Annotated in this window: 13 protein-coding genes; 7 read left to right on the forward strand and 6 right to left on the reverse strand. The window is 35.3% G+C overall.

Features of this window, described 5'->3' with window-relative positions; all coding sequences use genetic code 11:
• Window positions 1–129: 129 nt before the first annotated feature.
• The 4 genes from B0A64_RS12615 (at window position 130) to B0A64_RS12630 (ending at window position 6159) form a co-directional block, all read left to right on the forward strand.
• Window positions 130–1569, forward strand: coding sequence for a nucleoside recognition domain-containing protein (locus tag B0A64_RS12615; protein ID WP_089479875.1), 1440 nt, complete (start codon window positions 130–132; stop codon window positions 1567–1569).
• Between the two features lie 149 nt (window positions 1570–1718).
• Window positions 1719–2180 (forward strand): IS200/IS605 family transposase, encoded by a 462-nt coding sequence (gene tnpA, locus B0A64_RS12620; protein ID WP_089479876.1) that lies wholly within the window; start codon window positions 1719–1721, stop codon window positions 2178–2180.
• A gap of 1573 nt (window positions 2181–3753) precedes the next feature.
• Entirely contained in the window at window positions 3754–4482 is a 729-nt protein-coding gene (locus B0A64_RS12625) for a hypothetical protein (RefSeq protein WP_089479877.1), read from the forward strand.
• A gap of 72 nt (window positions 4483–4554) precedes the next feature.
• Window positions 4555–6159, forward strand: a complete 1605-nt coding sequence (locus B0A64_RS12630) for a fumarate hydratase (RefSeq protein WP_089479878.1) — start codon at window positions 4555–4557, stop codon at window positions 6157–6159.
• Between the two features lie 127 nt (window positions 6160–6286).
• On the opposite strand, the gene B0A64_RS12635 is transcribed toward B0A64_RS12630, so the two are convergent.
• Window positions 6287–6781, reverse strand: a complete 495-nt coding sequence (locus B0A64_RS12635) for a PAS domain-containing protein (protein ID WP_089479879.1) — start codon at window positions 6779–6781, stop codon at window positions 6287–6289.
• Between the two features lie 99 nt (window positions 6782–6880).
• The gene (gene dinB / locus B0A64_RS12640) at window positions 6881–7963 is read right to left on the reverse strand and encodes a DNA polymerase IV (protein ID WP_089479880.1); all 1083 of its coding nucleotides are present in this window, start codon (window positions 7961–7963) and stop codon (window positions 6881–6883) included.
• A 139-nt stretch (window positions 7964–8102) separates the two neighbouring features.
• Between dinB and B0A64_RS12645 the strand changes: the two genes are divergently transcribed.
• Entirely contained in the window at window positions 8103–8837 is a 735-nt protein-coding gene (locus B0A64_RS12645) for a metallophosphoesterase family protein (protein WP_089479881.1), read from the forward strand.
• Window positions 8838–8886: 49 nt separating this feature from the next.
• A complete protein-coding gene (locus tag B0A64_RS12650) occupies window positions 8887–9411 on the forward strand; it encodes a DUF6646 family protein (protein ID WP_089479882.1) in 525 nt (174 codons plus the stop codon).
• Window positions 9412–9666: 255 nt separating this feature from the next.
• Here B0A64_RS12650 and B0A64_RS12655 read toward each other — a convergent pair whose 3' ends face one another.
• Window positions 9667–10554, reverse strand: coding sequence for an SAM hydrolase/SAM-dependent halogenase family protein (locus tag B0A64_RS12655; protein ID WP_089479883.1), 888 nt, complete (start codon window positions 10552–10554; stop codon window positions 9667–9669).
• Window positions 10555–10756: 202 nt separating this feature from the next.
• Between B0A64_RS12655 and B0A64_RS12660 the strand changes: the two genes are divergently transcribed.
• Complete coding sequence (locus B0A64_RS12660; RefSeq protein WP_089479884.1) at window positions 10757–13411, forward strand: TonB-dependent receptor; 2655 nt, start codon at window positions 10757–10759, stop codon at window positions 13409–13411.
• 174 nt (window positions 13412–13585) lie between these two features.
• Here the strand turns inward: B0A64_RS12660 and B0A64_RS12665 are convergent, their stop codons facing one another.
• The 3 genes from B0A64_RS12665 to B0A64_RS12675 form a co-directional block, all read right to left on the reverse strand.
• Entirely contained in the window at window positions 13586–16360 is a 2775-nt protein-coding gene (locus B0A64_RS12665; protein ID WP_089479885.1) for a M4 family metallopeptidase, read from the reverse strand.
• A 365-nt stretch (window positions 16361–16725) separates the two neighbouring features.
• Window positions 16726–17382 (reverse strand): CoA transferase subunit B, encoded by a 657-nt coding sequence (locus tag B0A64_RS12670; RefSeq protein ID WP_089479886.1) that lies wholly within the window; start codon window positions 17380–17382, stop codon window positions 16726–16728.
• Between the two features lie 98 nt (window positions 17383–17480).
• Window positions 17481–18182, reverse strand: a complete 702-nt coding sequence (locus B0A64_RS12675) for a CoA transferase subunit A (RefSeq protein ID WP_089479887.1) — start codon at window positions 18180–18182, stop codon at window positions 17481–17483.
• Window positions 18183–18381: the final 199 nt, after the last annotated feature.

The raw sequence follows: 18381 nt of genomic DNA on the forward strand, positions 1-18381 counted from the left end.
GGCATATTATCTTAAGCAACACATTCTAATCTCTGAGAAACTGTGTTTTCTAAAAACACTTATCTGTTCAACAATAAAATCTTTATGCATTTTATTGTTAAATAATTACATTTACAAAAAAATAGCATTATGGTATTAAGCAGATTCTGGTTAACGATTTTTATTTCTTCGATTGTCTTTATTGTTGTCAGTTTATTTACTGCCAACACTTATACGATTGATTCTATAATAAACGGAAAGAAAGACGATCCTATTCTGGTCTCTGAGAAATACATCGATCAACTTCCTGCTTTTATCAAAGACAGTATAAAAAAAGCACCGGATCAAAGCATGATCATTAATCGTGATACGCTTAATGCTGATACTACTTATGTTTATAAAAATAAAACCGTAAAAATTTTCAGCGGTCTTCAAAAATCTGATGGTTTATTGCCTACTTGCAAGAGTACTTTAGTCGATCTTATCCTGCCGCTTATTGCCTATCTGGCTTTTTTCTGCGGATTAATGGAACTTCTGATTATTTCCGGAGCATCTGGAAAATTGGCAAAAATATTGAGTCCGGTATTTGTAAAGGTCTTTCCGAGTATTCCTGAAAACCATCCTTCAATATCGTACATGACCTTAAACTTTGCTGCTAATTTCTTAGGATTAGATTCGGCTGCAACCCCATTTGGACTTAAAGCTATGGAAAGTTTACAGGAAATAAACCCCGACAAAGACAAAGCGAGTGATGCCCAAATTATGTTTATGTGTCTTCACGCTTCTGGTCTGACCTTGATTGCAACCTCTATTATTGGATATCGTGCTGCTGCAAATGCCAGTAATCCTGCCGATGTTATGCTGCCGTGTATCATCACTTCTTTCATTGGTACTATTGCTGCTTTTTTAATTGTGGGAATTAAACAAAAAATCAATTTTAAAAGTGCTTCTCTTCTCATCGTATTAATGGGATTAATTGCCGCCATTGTTGGTCTGCTGATGTATGTAAACCATTTGGATCTAATTGGTAAAAATTATTTTACTTCGAATCTTTCAGGATTGATATTGATTGGAATTATTGCCTTTACATTGATTTTTGCTTTTAAAAATGAAAAGAAATTCATTGAGGCAAATACAACTCCTTTCGACACCTTTGTGGTTGGAGCAAATAATGGGCTTAAAACAGGGGTTACTATTTTTCCTTATGTCCTTGGAATGTTGGTAGCGATCTCTCTTTTTAGAAACAGTGGTTTATTTGAAATTATAAGTAACGGAATTGCATTTGTTTTCTCGAATATGGGAGTGAGTAAAGAAATCACAAATGCGTTACCTGTAGCGATGCTTCGCCCTTTTAGCTCTGCCGGATCCCGCGGATTTTTGATAGATTCAATGAATACCTTTGGAGCAGATTCTTTGACTGCCAGACTAAGCAGTATTTTTCAGTGTAGCGCCGAAAGTACTTTTTATGTAATTGCCGTTTATTTTGGTTCAATCAATATCAAAAATACCCGTTATGCTTTGGGAACAATGCTTTTGGTAGATCTTATTTGTGTGATCACAGCAATTTTTGTGGCAACATGGTTTTTTTAAATCATTATATAATTTAAACCCTATTAAAATACGAATTCATTTTATGTTAACCGGATTTTAATTCGGTTTAAACGTAAGAATAAATTCAATATTTTGTAAGAATATTTTGTATTATTGTAATCCATTAAATCATTACAAATAAACAAAATATGGCAAATACATATCATCAAATTTATATTCAGGCAATTTTTGCTGTAAAATATAGAGAAGCAATTATTACTGATGAGTTTAAATCTAAAATATTGGGTGTAATTGGAAATTTAATAAATGAGACTGGTTGTAAAACGATAATCATAAATGGGACTGAAGACCATATTCATTGCTTTTTAGCATTAAAACCTTCCATTTCTATCTCTGACTTAATGAAAATTGTAAAATCAAAATCATCAAAATACATTAATGATCATCGATTAACAAAACACAGATTTGAATGGCAAGAGGGATTTGGGGCTTTTTCTTATAGTAAATCTCATATCAATGCTGTTTATAAATACATTCAAAATCAAGAAGAGCATCATAAAAAGCATAATTTCAAAGAGGAATATTTATCTATTTTGGAGAAATTCAACGTTTCCTTTGACGAAAGATATATTTTTCAAAATCTAATGTAACATATTATAGAAAAGCTCTCCAATATAAATCGAGCCTACAGCTCTTTATCTTAATTCTTTTTATGTAAACCGGATTAAAATCCGGCCCTACAATATGTGATAAGCCTACGGCTCTTTATCTTAATTCCTTTTATGCAAACCGGATTAAAATCCGGCCCTACAATATGTGTCAAGCCAACGGCTCTTTATCTTAATTCTTTTTATGTAAACCGGATTAAAATCCGGCCTTACAATATATGCCAAGCCAACGGCTCTTTTTTAAAATTCTTTATAAAATTCCGTAGGAATGCTTTATTTTGTAGCAACGGATTTTAATCCGTTGAAAATATTAATCCCGATTTTAAAGTTCCGGAGGAAAGAAACATATTAAATTTAGATTTTGTATTAAATGCATATAAAGCAAATTTTAAAATCATGAAAAGACCTTGTTCACATTAAAATATAGCTCTACAATATGTGCCAAGCCTACAGCTCTTTATCTTAATTCCTTTTATGAAGACCGGATTAAAATCCGGCCCTACAATATGTGATAAGCCTACGGGTCTTTTTTAAAATTCTTTATAAAATTCCGTAGGAATGCTTTATTTTGTAGCAACGGATTTTAATCCGTTAAAAATATTAATCCTGATTTTAAAGTTCCGGAGGAACGAAACATATTAAATTTAGATTTTGTATTAAATGCATATACAAAAAATTGCAAAATCATGAAAAAACCTTGTTCTCACTAAAATCTTGCTCTACAATATGTGCCAAGCCTACAGCTCTTTATCTTAATACTTTTTATGTAAACCGGATTAAAATCCGGCCCTACAATATGTGATAAGCCTACGGCTCTTTTTTAAAATTCTTTATAAAATTCCGGAGGAATGCTTTATTTTGTAGCAACGGATTTTAATACGTTAAAAATATTAATCCTGATTTTAAAGTTCCGGAGGAACGAAACATATTAAATTTAGATTTTGTATTAAATGCATATACAAAAAATTGTAAAATCATGAAAAAACCTTGTTCTCACTAAAATCTTGCTCTACAATATTTGCCAAGCCTACAGCTCTTTATCTTAATACTTTTTATGTAAACCGGATCAAAATCCGGCCTTACAATATGTGATAAGCCTACGGCTCTTTATCTTAATTCCTTTTATGCAAACCGGATTAAAATCCGGCCTTACAATATATGCCAAGCCTATGGCTCTTCTTTAAAGATTTTTATAAAATTCCGGAGGAATGCTTTATTTTGTAGCAACGGATTTTAATCCGTTAAAAATATTAATCCCGATTTTAAAGTTCCGGAGGAACGAAACATATTAAATTTAGATTTTGTATTAAATGCATGTAAAACAAATTTTAAAATCATGAAAAAAACTTGTTCACACTAAAATATAGCTCTACAATATGTGCAAAGCCAACAGCTCTTTTTTAAAATTCTTTATAAAATTCCGGAGGAATGCTTTATTTTGTAGCAACGGATTTTAATCCGTTGAAAATATTAATCCCAAATTTTAAAGTTCCGTAGGAACGATACATATTAAATTTAGATTTTATAACCATATCAATTGTCAATTTTAAAGACCATGAAACCACAAACTCTTTTTATTTTATTTGTTTTAATTGGTTGTCAAAAACCAAAACCTGTAAATCAAGTTATTACTGCGGCTCCGGATAGCAAAACGGAAGTCATTGCGGTTAAAGAAAGTTTCTTAAAAACAGACACTATTTCTATTGCCGGAGATGGCGAAATATCGAAAGATAATTTTGTTTTGGCACATCTTGTCAATCAAAAAGCAGATAAAGACAGTATCGTAACTGCAAAATACCAACTTGATTTTTATTTGAATAAAAGCAAAACCAGTTCTTCAAAAATTACAATTACAGGAGTAGAGAAAGGATCAGAATGGGGCGGAATATGCGGATTAGGCAGAGAAAGTGTAAAAAATTCTCCCTTTATTCAAATTAGTTTTGGATATCCTGCTTGTGGTTACAACCAAAGCAACTATCTGTATTATTTAAAAAACAATGATTTGCAATTGGTTTATGAATGGTATACAATGTCTGATAGTGGTTGGGGAAATTGGGTTGAGTTCGAAAATCCAACACCAAAAGCTAATCCTGAATCTTTTTACTGCAAGACAGTTGTTTTTGAACCGGATGATAACGACGAGAATATGGGAACAGTCAAACATTCCGATTCTATTCTATTTCGCTTAAGCGGAAATCACTGGAAAAAACAGTTGCTCTCGGCAAAAGACAAGACTTATTTCGAGAAAAAAATGAGTTTTGATGCATTTCATAATATTAAATAATCTCCCCAAAAACAGGTCTTATTCAAATTCTTTCTTAGGTAAATAATTTCTAACTTTGTAAAAAACAAAGCAATGATTGATTTTATATACCAAGACCCTTATCCTATTTTAAAGGATGATACACAGTACCGCAAAATTACGTCTGATTTTGTGAAAGTAGAACAATTTGGTGAGCGTGAAGTTTTGACCGTTGACCCAAAAGGACTCGAATTATTGGCAGAAGAAGCCTTGACAGATGTTTCGTTCATGTTAAGAACAACACATTTGCAAAAATTAAGAAAGATCCTTGATGATCCTGAAGCTACAGATAACGATCGTTTTGTGGCTTATAATTTATTACAAAATGCTTCTGTTGCTGCCGAAGGTCAATTGCCTAGCTGCCAGGATACCGGAACGGCAATCGTAATGGCAAAAAAGGGCGAAAGCATCTTTACCGGTGTTGATGATGCCGAGTGGCTGAGCAGAGGGATTTTTAATACGTACCAAAAACGTAATTTACGTTATTCGCAAATTGTACCGATTTCGATGTTTGAAGAAAAAAATTCAGGATCAAATCTTCCGGCACAAATTGATATTTATGCTAAAAAAGGAGCGTCTTATGAGTTTTTATTCATGGCAAAAGGCGGTGGATCTGCCAATAAAACATACTTATACCAACAAACAAAATCATTATTGAATGAAAAAGCTATGGATGCTTTCATTCGAACAAAAATAAAAGATTTAGGAACTTCGGCTTGTCCTCCGTATCATTTGGCTTTAGTAATTGGAGGAACTTCTGCTGAAGCGAATCTAAGTGCTGTTAAAAAAGCATCTGCGGGATACTATGACCACTTGCCTACTTCGGGAAATATGTCCGGTCAGGCATTTCGTGATTTAGAGTGGGAAGAAAAAGTTCAGAAAATATGTCAGGAAAGTGCCATTGGCGCTCAGTTTGGCGGAAAATACTTTACACATGATGTTCGTGTAATTCGTTTGCCACGTCACGCAGCTTCTTGTCCGGTTGGATTAGGGGTTTCCTGTTCTGCTGACAGAAATATAAAAGGTAAAATTAATAAAGACGGAATTTTCGTTGAGCAACTGGAAGTAAATCCTAAACAGTTTTTACCTGAAACAGCTCCACATCTTGAAGCTCCGGTAGAAATTGACCTGGACATGCCAATGGCTGATATTTTGGCTAAATTGACGCAATATCCAATCAAAACCCGTTTAAAACTGAACGGTACTGTAATTGTAGCCCGTGATATTGCACACGCAAAAATAATGGAACTGCTGGAAGCCGGTAAACCAATGCCGGAATACTTTAAAAATCACCCTGTTTATTATGCAGGACCTGCTAAAACTCCGGAAGGAATGGCTTCAGGAAGTTTTGGACCAACAACCGCGGGGCGTATGGATGTTTATGTTGATGAATTCCAGAAACATGGCGGAAGCATGATTATGCTGGCAAAAGGAAACCGTACCAAACAAGTTACCGATGCATGTAACAAATACGGCGGATTTTACTTAGGTTCTATTGGAGGTCCCGCTGCAATTTTAGCGCAGGACAATATCCTGAAAGTAGAAGTCGTTGATTTTGAAGAACTGGGAATGGAAGCTGTTCGTAAAATTACCGTTAAGGATTTCCCTGCTTTTATCATCACAGATGACAAAGGAAATGATTTCTTTGAAAACCTATAAAAAGCTCTAGCCAGAAAGGCACAAAGGCGCAAAGATTATTTTCTTTGCGCCTTTTTTATATAAATTAAATATGAGAATAAAACCTTTATGTATTTGTGCCTTTACGGCAAAACCGTTGTAGTTAATCTTAAGCGACTTCTTTCTCGAAGGCAATAAAATGTGTTAGTTTTCCTTTTAAGTTAAAAACCGGAGCTCCATTAATTTTGCATTTATAGCTTCGGCCGTCTTTTCGATAGTTTTGCAGTGTTTTTTCAAAGGGAATCTGCAATTTGATGGCTGCTTTAATTTCTTCCAGAACAGTTTTAGAGGTTTCCGGACCCTGAAACATTCTTGGCGATTTACCTAATACTTCAAATTCCGAATAACCTGTCATTCTCTTAATTCCGTTTGACGCAAAAACAATCTTTAAATCAAGATCTGTAATCACTACAACTTCGTCTTTAAGGCGTTCTTCTATTTCCAGATCTTTTTCATTCCAGGTAAACTGATTCGAAATTTTATTTACTTTTTTCAAATCAGCAAAAATAGCTTTCAGTTCATTTATGTATTCATAATGAAAATCCCATGCCAGAATAGGAACCGAATTACGATGTAAAATATCATCAGAATTAGCTTTTTTCATTTCAAACAATTTAATATATAAATCTTTTTACCCAAAGGTAGCGGGAAAATTGATCATAAATGTAAATTTTATCCTATTTAACGATTGTTTAAGGCTAATTTAGAACGAGAATTTTAATTGTACAACGACAGCTTTTTTTTCTTCTGTATTCAAATTGTTAAGGGCAATTCCGAGTAATCGAACGGAATCTTTCATACGCTCCTGATACAATAATTCTTCTACTGTTTCGAGAATCAGACTTTTGTCCGATATAAAATAGGGCAAGGTTTTACTGCGGGTTTGCTGCGTAAAATCACTATATTTAATTTTAAGGGTAACGGTTTTGCCGGAGATATTGTGTTTTTTTAATCTTCTTTCAAGCGAAGTGGCAATTTTATCCAGTTGTTCGAGCATAAAAATTTCTGATGTTAAATTGACATCAAACGTGTTTTCTGCCGCAACGGATTTGGTGATCCGATGCGGTTTTACTTCGCTATTATGAATTCCGCGAACAACGTGATAATAAAAAGTACCCGATTTGCCAAAATGCTTCTCCAGAAACTCTACTGATTTACTTTTAAGATCAAGACCGGTAAAAATACCCAATTGATACATTTTTTCGGTCGTTACTTTTCCTACTCCATAAAATTTCCGAATAGGTAGTTCTTCCAGAAAAGCTTCAACTTCGTCAGGGTTCACTGTTTTTTGCCCGTTAGGTTTATTGACATCACTGGCAATCTTTGCTACAAATTTATTAATCGAAATTCCTGCTGAAGCCGAAATTCCGACCTCATTTAAAATTCGAAGTCTAATTTCCTGAGCGAGTAAACTGGCACTTGGGTTTCCTTTTTTATTCTGCGTTACATCCAGATAAGCCTCATCAAGCGAAAGTGGCTCGACCAGGTCTGTATAGTCATGAAAGATTTCATGAATTTTATTGGAAATCTCTTTGTAACGATCAAAACGTGGACGTACAAAAATAATTTCGGGACAATATTTTTTAGCCAAAGCGCCGCTTAAAGCACTTCGTACACCAAATTTACGTGCTTCGTAACTTGCCGCCGAAACTACTCCTCTATTCTCGGAACCACCAACAGCAATAGGTTTTCCGCGCAAAGCAGGATTATCCATTTGCTCTACCGAGGCATAAAAAGCATCCATATCTACATGGATTATTTTTCGATATGTTGGCGCATCTGACATTATGCAAATTTAAACAGTAAAGCAATAAAAAAGAGCGTCGTAATAGTTATAAATAGTATCAATTTTTAAAGATTATCAACTTAATGGTATCAAACAAATCATTTTCTTTATTTTTGTAGGCTACACCAAATAAACTAAAATGCGAACATTTGTTATAGGCGACATACACGGGGGATTACTCGCACTTGAGCAAGTGTTGAATAAAGCCGAAGTAACTACAAAAGACACCCTTATATTTTTGGGTGATTATGTTGATGGATGGAGCCAGTCTGCCGAGGTAATCGATTATTTAATTGACTTAAAAAACAAGCAAAACTGCATTTGTATTAGAGGAAATCACGATCAACTGGCACTGGATTGGCTGGAGAACAGACATGAAGATTTTGACGAAGAAATGTGGTACAAACATGGCGGACGTGCTACTGTTGAAGGGTACTCCAAACTTTCGGCAGAAAAAAAGAAAACTCATATTGCCTTTTTAGAATCTTTGCAGGATTATTATCTTGATACTGAAAACCGACTTTTTGTTCATGCGGGTTTTACAAATTTAAGTGGTGTTGTTTGGGAATACTTTCCAAAACTATTTTATTGGGACAGAACACTTTGGGAATCTGCTCTTGCATTAGACCCGAAATTAAAACCGGATGATTTATATTATCCTAAACGTTTCACGATCTACAAAGAAATATTTATTGGCCATACTCCGGTTACCCGAATAGGAAAAACTGTTCCGGTTCAAAAAGCCTGTGTCTGGAACGTCGATACCGGCGCTGCGTTTAGAGGTCCTTTGACCATTATGAATGTTGACACTAAGGAATTCTGGCAAAGTGATCCGTTAAATGAATTGTATTCTAACGAAAAAGGTAGGAATTAGTCCATAAAAAACTATTTTTGCACTTTAAAAAAAATTAATATTTAAGTTTATGAAAAAGATTATTACATTTTTGTTCTTAGTATCATTTGGATTCACACAAGCGCAACAAGCTTTTAAAGGAAAAGGAGATGTTAAGGTAAACGTGGGTGCTAACATACAAAATGGTGGTTCAGGAGTTCAGGGTTCTGTTGATTTTGGTTTAGGAGAAAATTTCTCTTTTGGTTTTGTTGCTAATTATTTATTAGGTGTAGATGATTATTCTTACTATAACCCGATCAACAATCAATCTTACTCAAACAAACCAGATTTTAGCGAACGTTTTGACGCTAAGGCTAGAATTAATGCTAATTTAAGCAGCGTTATTGGTGTAAAAGAATTAGATGTTTATCCAGGTTTAAGCTTAGGATTACACAATTTTGGTGGTCATGTTGGTGGTCGTTACTTTTTTACTGACGGATTTGGTGTTTTTACTGAAATTGGATTTCCAATCGCAAAATACAGCAGCAGCAATAACCTATTTGATAATTTAAACAATCAGACTACTTTTAGTTTAGGAGCTTCTTTTAATTTATAAGATTTTTTAACCGCAAAGTACGCGGAGTTTTACGCAAAGTTCGCAATGTATTTCTCGCAAAGTCGCAGAGACGCAAAGCTTTTTAAATAATAAAAACCGCCTGATTGGGCGGTTTTTTTGTTCTAATGAATTCAAGTGTCATCCTGAGCGAAGTCGAAGGCTTGCCAATTGTAACGGGGCTTCGACTTCGTTCAGCCTGACAACAAAAAAACCTGCTCGTAAAGCAGGTTTAGTTTATTATATCTCAGAATATTTTTATTTACTAAGTAAAATAGTCCAATCAGCTCCGCTGTAGATTTTATATTTTTCTGAGAAACTACCCTGGTTTACAGCCAATGAAAAGTTTAACAGGCTATTAAAATAGCAAACATCTGTACCTACTGAAACCTGACCAAACGTATTTACCAATTTCAATTTTCCTTCGTAAGCTTTTTTAGTTCCGTTAAAAATTTGAATTTTAACCAAATCTCCTGCTTTTAAATCCAGGTTGGCAAAAGTTTTCTTGTCGATATTCGTCCAGACATTTCCGTATTGAATATCTAAAATTGGAATTCCGCCTTTGATAATTCCATTTTCGAAAACCGGCTTTTGGTACTCAATTTTTACAACCTCATTTGGTAATTTTGGTCCCACTTCTTCAAATGTTATTGTTTTTGATGCTAAACGCGCTCCGGTAAAAGCATAAACATCACGACCATGAAAAGTATAGGATTCGTTCGAATTCTGACGACGGTTTTTTACTTCATCAATCTCGCGGATTTCCTGAATCCCTAATTGTTCTGCAATCAAAGTTAAAGTTCCGTTATCCGGAGTTACAAAATAATGACCGGATTTAGTCAATAAAACTACAGAATGTCTTGAGGTTCCTACTCCCGGATCACAAACAGATACAAAAACAGTTCCCGCAGGATAATATTGTGCGGTTTGCGACAAACGATATGCTGCCTCCCAAATATTGAATGCCGGTATTTCGTGCGTTAAATCAAATATTTTAATATCGGTCGAAACGCCCATTGCAACTCCTTTCATCGCAGATACTGCTCCATCTTTCAATCCAAAATCTGATTGAAAAACTAATACATTATTTTGTGCAAAACCATTCAATGTAAGGGCACACAAAAAAAGTAATAAACGTAATTTCATTTTTTATCTTTTTAAATTTTTAGCAAAGATATTTCATTAAAACCAAAAAATGACACGCCTAACTAAGAAATAATACAATTTTATAAATCAATTTCGATTATTTACAATTACATTTGCATTTTATTCATTATCCTATATAAATAGTAGGTTATTGGCCTTTTATTTGAATATTTAATACATCGACACAAAACCAAAGTTACCAATGAGAAAAAAACTAAAAATTGTCATAACAGCACTTCTAACTTTATCAAGTACTTTATTTTTTGCACAAAGTCAGGAAATAAAAGGAACGATTACAAATGAAAACGGAAATCCGCTGGAATTTGCCACAATCCTGATCAAAGGAACACAAAACAATGCAACAAGCGATGCTTTAGGAAAGTTTACGATAAAATCTTCGAAAAACAATCCAGCGCTTCTTATATCGCTATTTGGCTATCAAACTAAAGAAATCGTGGCAAGAGAGCCTATTATCGAAGTTCAGTTGGTTTTAGAAAACAATAGTCTGGATGAAATTGTAGTTGTAGGGAGCAGAAATCCTAACAAAAGCAAATTGGAAACTGCGGTTCCAGTTGATGTTGTAAATTTGGCAAAAATCAGAAATACAACTCCGCAAACTACTACAAATGATATTTTGACGTATTTGATTCCTTCTTTTAATTCCAATCGTCAATCCTCTGCAGATGGAACAGAACATATTGATCCGGCTTCGTTAAGAGGTTTGGGGCCTGATCAGGTTTTGGTTCTGGTCAACGGAAAACGAAGACATACCACTTCGCTGGTAAATTATCAAAACACAGTAGGAAACGGTTCTGTTGGTACAGATTTAAGTGCCATTCCGGCTTCGGCAATTAAACGCATTGAGGTTTTACGTGATGGTGCTGCCGCTCAATATGGTTCTGATGCGATTGCAGGTGTAATCAATTTGGTTCTAAAAGACAATACCGGTCTGGAAGTAAATGCTACTTATGGCGGTACTTCCCGAAACGATGGTCAAACCACAAATGTTAACTTAAATTATGGGACAAAAATTGGTAACAAAGGTGGTTTTATAAACCTTTCGGCAGAATTTAATAACCGCGAAAAAACCAATCGTTCTCAAAACAATAACCTGATTATTTTTGATCAATCGTCCCAGGGTAATTTCTTTGCGTATGATTTTGCAGATAATCCGGCACAATCCCGCCAGATTGATGATAATTTACTGGCTCAAAACGGATTGACACGCGATGCTTTTAATTTTCAGATTGGAGATGCAAAAATCCAGAATCTTCAGGGTTTCTTTAATGCTTCGATTCCGCTAAACGATCAAATCGAGTTTTATGCCTCCGGTGGAGTAAGCCATAGAGAAGGAACTGGTTATGGTTTTCGACGTTTGCCAAGCGAAACGGAGAATGTTGTCGCGTCTATTTTTCCTTTTGGATTTCAGCCTGAATTAAATTCTGTTGTAACGGATCTCTCTTCTTCTGTAGGTTTTAAATTTAAATTTGGCGAATGGAAACTGGATGTAAGCAATACAATTGGAGAGAACAAATTTGTTTATGAGGTATCGAATACCAACAATGTTTCGTTAGGCGATAATAGTCCGACTGATTTTAAAGCCGGAAATCATTCTTTTTTGCAAAACACTGTAAATGCTGACATTACAAGATTGTACAAAGACATTTTTAAGGGTTTGAATGTTGCTTTTGGAGGTGAATATCGTTTTGAAAAATATAAAATTGTTCCGGGCGAAGAAAACTCTTATATCGATGGCGGAGCACAATCGTTTCCTGGATTTTCTCCTCTAAATGCTGTAAATGAAAGTAGAAACAGCGTAGGTGTTTATGCCGATGTTGAAGCGGATGTTAGCGATAAGCTATTGATTGGAATTGCCGGTCGTTATGAAGATTTTACGGATTTTGGAAATACTATTAACGGAAAATTGTCTGCCAGATACAAGATTCTCGACAACCTTTTTGTTCGTGGAGCCATTAGTTCCGGCTTTAGAGCACCGTCTTTACACCAACAATACTTTAATAATATTGCAACTGATGTTGTCGACGGACAAATCCTGAATTCAGGTATTTTTAGAAATGACAGCGATGTGGCAAAACAACTTGGAATCCCTAAACTAAAAGAGGAAACTTCCAGAAACTACAGCTTTGGGGTTGTTTTTTCTCCAACAAAAAAATTACACATTACAGCTGATTATTACCACATAAGGATTGACAACAGAATTATCTTAACGGGAAATTTAGGAAATGATGCTTATGGAGAACCTGTACCGGAACTTCGTAATTTGTTTGCCCAATATGGCGCGCAAACAGGTCGTTTTTTTACCAATGCAATTAATACTACTACCAACGGACTTGATGTCGTGATTGATTATGATCTGAATGTTGGGCCCGGAAAAATGAATCTTTCGTTATTATACAACTACAATAACAACAAAGTCGATGAGCAACTAAACAATATCCCGGCTTTATTTGTTGGTCAGGAAGATGTATATTATGGTCCTCAGGAAAGAAGTCTGATCGAAACAAATACCCCAAAACACAAAGGTACTTTTGCAATTAATTACAGCTTGTCAAAATGGAATTTCTTATTGAGAAATACTTATTTTGGAGAAATAATTAGGGATGGTTTCCCTTTTGGAGGAATCCAGAAACATGCCGGAAAAGTGGTTACTGATTTAACCGTTGCTTATAAAATAACACCAAAAATTCAGGTTGCTTTGGGAGCAAATAACTTATTCGATATTTTCCCGGACAGACAAATTTATGAAAACAGTTATTACGGCGTATTCAAATATGCTCCAGTTCAAATGGGAACTACGGGAGCTTACTACTTTGGCCGAATCAGTTTTACATTGTAAGGGCTGTTTCTTGCCACGAAGACACAAAGTCTAGACGTTTTTTGTTTAAAGTCAATCATTAGATGTTTAGTTTGACATAAAATGAAAAAAACTTTGCGATTTTACGAGATTATATTTTCATAAAAAAGCCTCGCAAATTGCGAGGCTTTTCGTTTTTACTAATTCAAATTAAATCTATTTTTTAGCAAATTTCTTAACGATTCTTTTACTTCCGTTATTTAATTCGATGATATAAACTCCCGTATTTAATGCACTTACATCAATAGGGTTTCCTGAAAGTTCTCCAGTACTAATTTGTTGCCCTAAAGTATTTACGATTCTAAAAGTATATCCTGTATTGTTTAAGAATGAAACATTTAGTTCATCTGCAACCGGGTTTGGATATAAGGCAAAGCTTGAAGTTTCGGTAGTTTCAACTAATCCTGTAGCAATTTCCTGAGGAACAATTGCTCCAGCAGCTGTGATGTTTATCGAATAATCTTCGACTTGTCCATAAGAAAAAGACTCACAAGATGTTGGGATTGCGTTGTATTTCATAGAAACTCTAAGTCTTGTTGTACCAAGAGTTGCTGTTGCAGGAATTGTAATTGTTCCTGTTGCAGTAGTTCCTGTAGATGTTGCTTTGGTATAAACTATTTCGCCAGAATCTGCAAAATCACCATCCTGGTTATAATCTATAAAAACAGCATATCCTTCGCTGTAAACAGTAGAAGTCCAGCTTGGCGTAATTGTGATGGTATAAGCTGTTCCTCTTGCTGCATTTGTAGAAATAGAAGTATAATTTTCATATCCTGCTGTTCCTGTAGATGTATTATTGATGGTTCCGAATACGACTTTACCAATTTTTTCATCGGCAGTACTGTTTCCCTGAGAAGTACAATACGATATACTTGCTGCTGTAGTAGTAACATTTACAGTATTACTTGCCGCTGAAAGATTTCCTGCAGCATCTTTGGCTTTTACAGTAAAAGCATAAGCTGTAAGTGCTGTTAATCCTGTTACGGTATAACTTGTTGTAGTCGAAGATCCTTTAAGAGTTGTTCCTTCGTAGATGTTGTATCCTGTTACGGCAACATTATCTGTAGAAGCTGTCCATGTTAAATTCGTTGTCGAACCCGTTGTTCCGGTAGCAGCAAGACTTGTTGGAGCTGTTGGCGCAACAGTATCTGATGATCCTACGTATGCTGCACCTATACCAACCGCATAAAATGCATTGGTAGTTGCAATAACTTCTGCAGATCCTGCTCCGTATAAATCGATAGCAGATTGTATTCCTGAAGTTCTTGCATTAGCATAAGTAGAGTTTGAAGTCAGATATACGCTTTCTAAACGGTACGCAATTTTTGCCGCTTTCTCGATTGTGATTCCGGTTACGTTAAAAACACTTCCAATATCATTTGTTCCTGATTTACCTACTGATAAAATATAAAACCAGTGGTTCAAAACTCCTGAATTAGTATGAACTCCACAATAATCATTGCTGCTTGTTGGTGTACAACTTACATTAACCCAATATGTTCCTCCGTAAGTATCCGGCTGACCTTCGGCATTTGGATTACTCATAGAGCGCAAAGAAAGGTGTCCGGATCTTCTTTCAATATCTTCACCTATTAACCACGTCGATTTTGTAGGCGCTGCAGCATACTCGATACAAGCTCCCCAAATATCTGATAACGCTTCATTCATCGCTCCGGATTCTTTTTGATAGGCTAAGTTTGCAGTATACGTACAAACGGCATGTCCTATTTCGTGTCCAGCAACATCTATAGCTGTCAGGATATCAAAGTAAGTTCCGCTTCCGTCGCCATAAGTCATTACGCTACCATCCCAGTAAGCATTATCGTATGCATTACTGTAGTGTACATAACTTTTTATGATTGCTCCCGCGTTATCATAACTATTTCTGCCGTGTACTGTTGACCAATAATCGTATGTTTTTTCAGCTCCCCAATGCGCATCTAATGCACCATTGTCTTTATTGGTATTGTTATACTCAGCAGCAGTCCAGTTATTATCAGCATCTGTAAATTGTACAGCCGCTGTATAACTTGTCCCTTTTTGCATGTTGAACGTGTTTATACCTGAACCTCTTGTAGCATCTGCCAATCTGTAAGATGATCCGCTCAAAGTGGTTTGTATTACCTGAGTTCCACTATAGCGTGTTGCTGCATTTGCTGCAACAAAGGCTTTTTTAGAATTAAATTCCTCTTTTTGATTGCTTAGATTTGCTTTTGCCAATTTAGATTTACCTCCGTGGCTGTATTCTCCAAGGTGTTTTATAGTGGCATTGTAAAACAAAACTTTACCGTTTTCGGCATCGATATAAAGATCACCACGACTTACCGGATTCGTTGCATAAATATCAAATTTATATGCCAATCGTACTTTATCGCTTTTTCTTTCCTGTCCTTGTTCTTCCATTGCCGGCAACAGAACAAGTTCGCCTTTTGGTTTTTGGTACCCTATTGCAGCAGCATCTTCAGGAGTTTCCCATAAATATTGCTTTGCCCCTGTATGAGCAACTGCTTTGGCAAAAGCTGCCTGACTTGATAATTTAGGAGTTGTTTTTACATTTTCAAGATTGTAATACTCTCCGTTCATCGAAGTTAATTTTCCTGCTTTTGAATGTAAGGTGTAATTGGCAAATTCGACTTTAACACCTTGTTCATACAACTGAAATTTTTCGTGTGTAAAACCTTCTTTGTCTGATTCTACTTTTACTTTCGAAAAAGATTGATTGTCTTTAAGGCCTAATTGCTCTTTAAAGACGGTATTGTAATCTGTTCCTTTGTAAGTAGATTTATCACTGAAGGTGATTAAACTAGGTTGTCCGTTTTCTGAAACATTTTTCTGGCTTACCCGTTTGTCTGTGGTTTGGGCAAATCCTGCTACTGAAAATGTAAGAATAACGACGGTCGACGCCATAATCTTTGGTAATTTTCTTTCCATAATAAGTGGTATTTGAGTTTGGTTAAAGGATTACAAATAAAATATTTAATGTAAGTAAATACTTTATTTTGAGATAAAAGTATTTTATTTCTATCAGATAATCGATAAAATTTGCCGTTAATCGATAAAGTGCAGCGTTTTTTACTTTAAATTTACTTTTATTTAACAAACAGTGAAGATTTCACAAAAAGAAGGGGCTAAAATTAATTATTCTATTGATTTTTAATGCATTATAAACACAAAAACCGCTGAGATGCCAATTTTACTAGATTTTTGGACGGTTTGTGATTCTTAAAATATTCCTACAAAAAAAGCCAGCCTTATAAAAAGCTGGCCTTCGCAAATTTTTGGAATAAAAGAGACTTTTATCTGAGGTCCATTTCCGGAATATCTCCTTCAATAATCAGATTGGCTTCTGTTGAAGCTATAATATGTTCGACAGAAACACCTGGCGCACGTTCTAAAAGCTTAAAACCCTTTTGGGTTACTTCGAGAACTGCTAATTCTGTTACTACCTTTTTTACGCATCCTACACCTGTTAATGGTAAAGTGCATTTTTTTAATATCTTAGATTCACCTGCTTTGTTGACATGCATCATGGCTACGATGATATTTTCGGCAGAAGCTACTAAATCCATTGCTCCGCCCATACCTTTTACCATTTTTCCCGGAATTTTCCAATTGGCAATATCGCCGTTCTCTGAAACTTCCATCGCGCCCAGAATGGTTAAATCTACTTTCTGGCTGCGGATCATTCCAAAACTAAAAGCCGAATCAAAGAAACTAGCTCCCGGCAATGTTGTAATGGTTTGTTTCCCTGCATTGATAATATCTGCGTCTTCTTCTCCGGCAAAAGGAAATGGTCCCATACCCAGAACACCGTTTTCGCTTTGAAACTCAACTGCAATATCTTCTCTGACATAATTGGCCACCAAAGTTGGAATACCAATTCCTAAGTTTACAAAATACCTGTCTTTTACTTCTTTTGCAATTCGTTTTGCAATATCTTCTTTTGTTAACATAAATTCAATGTGTCAATTTGGAAATTAGATAATTAGACAATACCATCTTCAGCACAATCTAACGAATTATCTAATTATCACATTTTCTAATTATCTAATTACCCTCTTTGTCTTACTGTTCTTTGCTCAATACGTTTTTCGAATTTTTCGCCCTGGAAGATACGTTGCACCATAATTCCGGGAATATGAATTTGATTGGGATCTAAAGTCCCAACGGGAACTAATTCTTCGACTTCGGCAATAGTAATTTTTGCAGCTCCTGCCATACAAGCATTAAAGTTTCTGGCAGTTCCTTTAAAAATCAGATTTCCGGCTGCATCCCCTTTCCATGCTTTTACAATTGCAAAATCGGCTTTGAAAGCTTGTTCCATGATATGCATTTTTCCGTTGAACTCGCGAACCTCTTTACCTTCGGCAACCTCTGTACCAAAACCTGCAGGTGTAAAAAAAGCGGGGATTCCGGCTTGGGCTGCACGACAACGTTCTGCCAAAGTTCCTTGTGGCGTTAATTCAACCTCAAGCTCTCCGGAAAGCATCTGACGTTCGAACTCTGCATTCTCGCCAACATAGGACGAAATCATTTTTTTGATTTGTTTTTTCTGCAAGAGCAATCCTAAACCAAAATCATCTACTCCGGCATTGTTTGAAATACAGGTCAAATCAGAAATCGATGTGTTTACTAATGCTGCAATCGTATTTTCAGGAATTCCGCATAAACCGAATCCACCAAACATAATAATCATTCCGCCTTCTATACCTGATATGGCTTCCTGAACGTTATTTACTTTTTTTGTAATCATAATAAATGGTCTTTATTACTGTATATTTTTGATAAAAATAAGATTTTTAGATTGAATTATAACGATTTCGTAATGATTTTATTTGCGATCAATATTCAAGTACACCTAAATATATCTCGTAGAGATTAAATATTGGTAAAAAATTTATTGTTCGTAATATTTTGTCCCGTAGGGACTATATCTGGAATTCATCACGATT

The organism is Flavobacterium araucananum (genome assembly GCF_002222055.1).
In the GTDB taxonomy this organism is placed as follows: domain Bacteria; phylum Bacteroidota; class Bacteroidia; order Flavobacteriales; family Flavobacteriaceae; genus Flavobacterium; species Flavobacterium araucananum.

Coding starts and splice junctions, on each gene's coding strand:
- B0A64_RS12675 (WP_089479887.1), bottom strand. CDS start 18,182: ATGATTACAAAAAAAGTAAATAACGTTCAGGAAGCCATATCAGGTATA.
- B0A64_RS12655 (WP_089479883.1), bottom strand. CDS start 10,554: ATGAAATTACGTTTATTACTTTTTTTGTGTGCCCTTACATTGAATGGT.
- B0A64_RS12615 (WP_089479875.1), top strand. CDS start 130: ATGGTATTAAGCAGATTCTGGTTAACGATTTTTATTTCTTCGATTGTC.
- B0A64_RS12650 (WP_089479882.1), top strand. CDS start 8,887: ATGAAAAAGATTATTACATTTTTGTTCTTAGTATCATTTGGATTCACA.
- B0A64_RS12665 (WP_089479885.1), bottom strand. CDS start 16,360: ATGGAAAGAAAATTACCAAAGATTATGGCGTCGACCGTCGTTATTCTT.
- B0A64_RS12630 (WP_089479878.1), top strand. CDS start 4,555: ATGATTGATTTTATATACCAAGACCCTTATCCTATTTTAAAGGATGAT.
- B0A64_RS12660 (WP_089479884.1), top strand. CDS start 10,757: ATGAGAAAAAAACTAAAAATTGTCATAACAGCACTTCTAACTTTATCA.
- B0A64_RS12645 (WP_089479881.1), top strand. CDS start 8,103: ATGCGAACATTTGTTATAGGCGACATACACGGGGGATTACTCGCACTT.
- B0A64_RS12635 (WP_089479879.1), bottom strand. CDS start 6,781: ATGAAAAAAGCTAATTCTGATGATATTTTACATCGTAATTCGGTTCCT.
- tnpA (WP_089479876.1), top strand. CDS start 1,719: ATGGCAAATACATATCATCAAATTTATATTCAGGCAATTTTTGCTGTA.
- dinB (WP_089479880.1), bottom strand. CDS start 7,963: ATGTCAGATGCGCCAACATATCGAAAAATAATCCATGTAGATATGGAT.
- B0A64_RS12670 (WP_089479886.1), bottom strand. CDS start 17,382: ATGTTAACAAAAGAAGATATTGCAAAACGAATTGCAAAAGAAGTAAAA.
- B0A64_RS12625 (WP_089479877.1), top strand. CDS start 3,754: ATGAAACCACAAACTCTTTTTATTTTATTTGTTTTAATTGGTTGTCAA.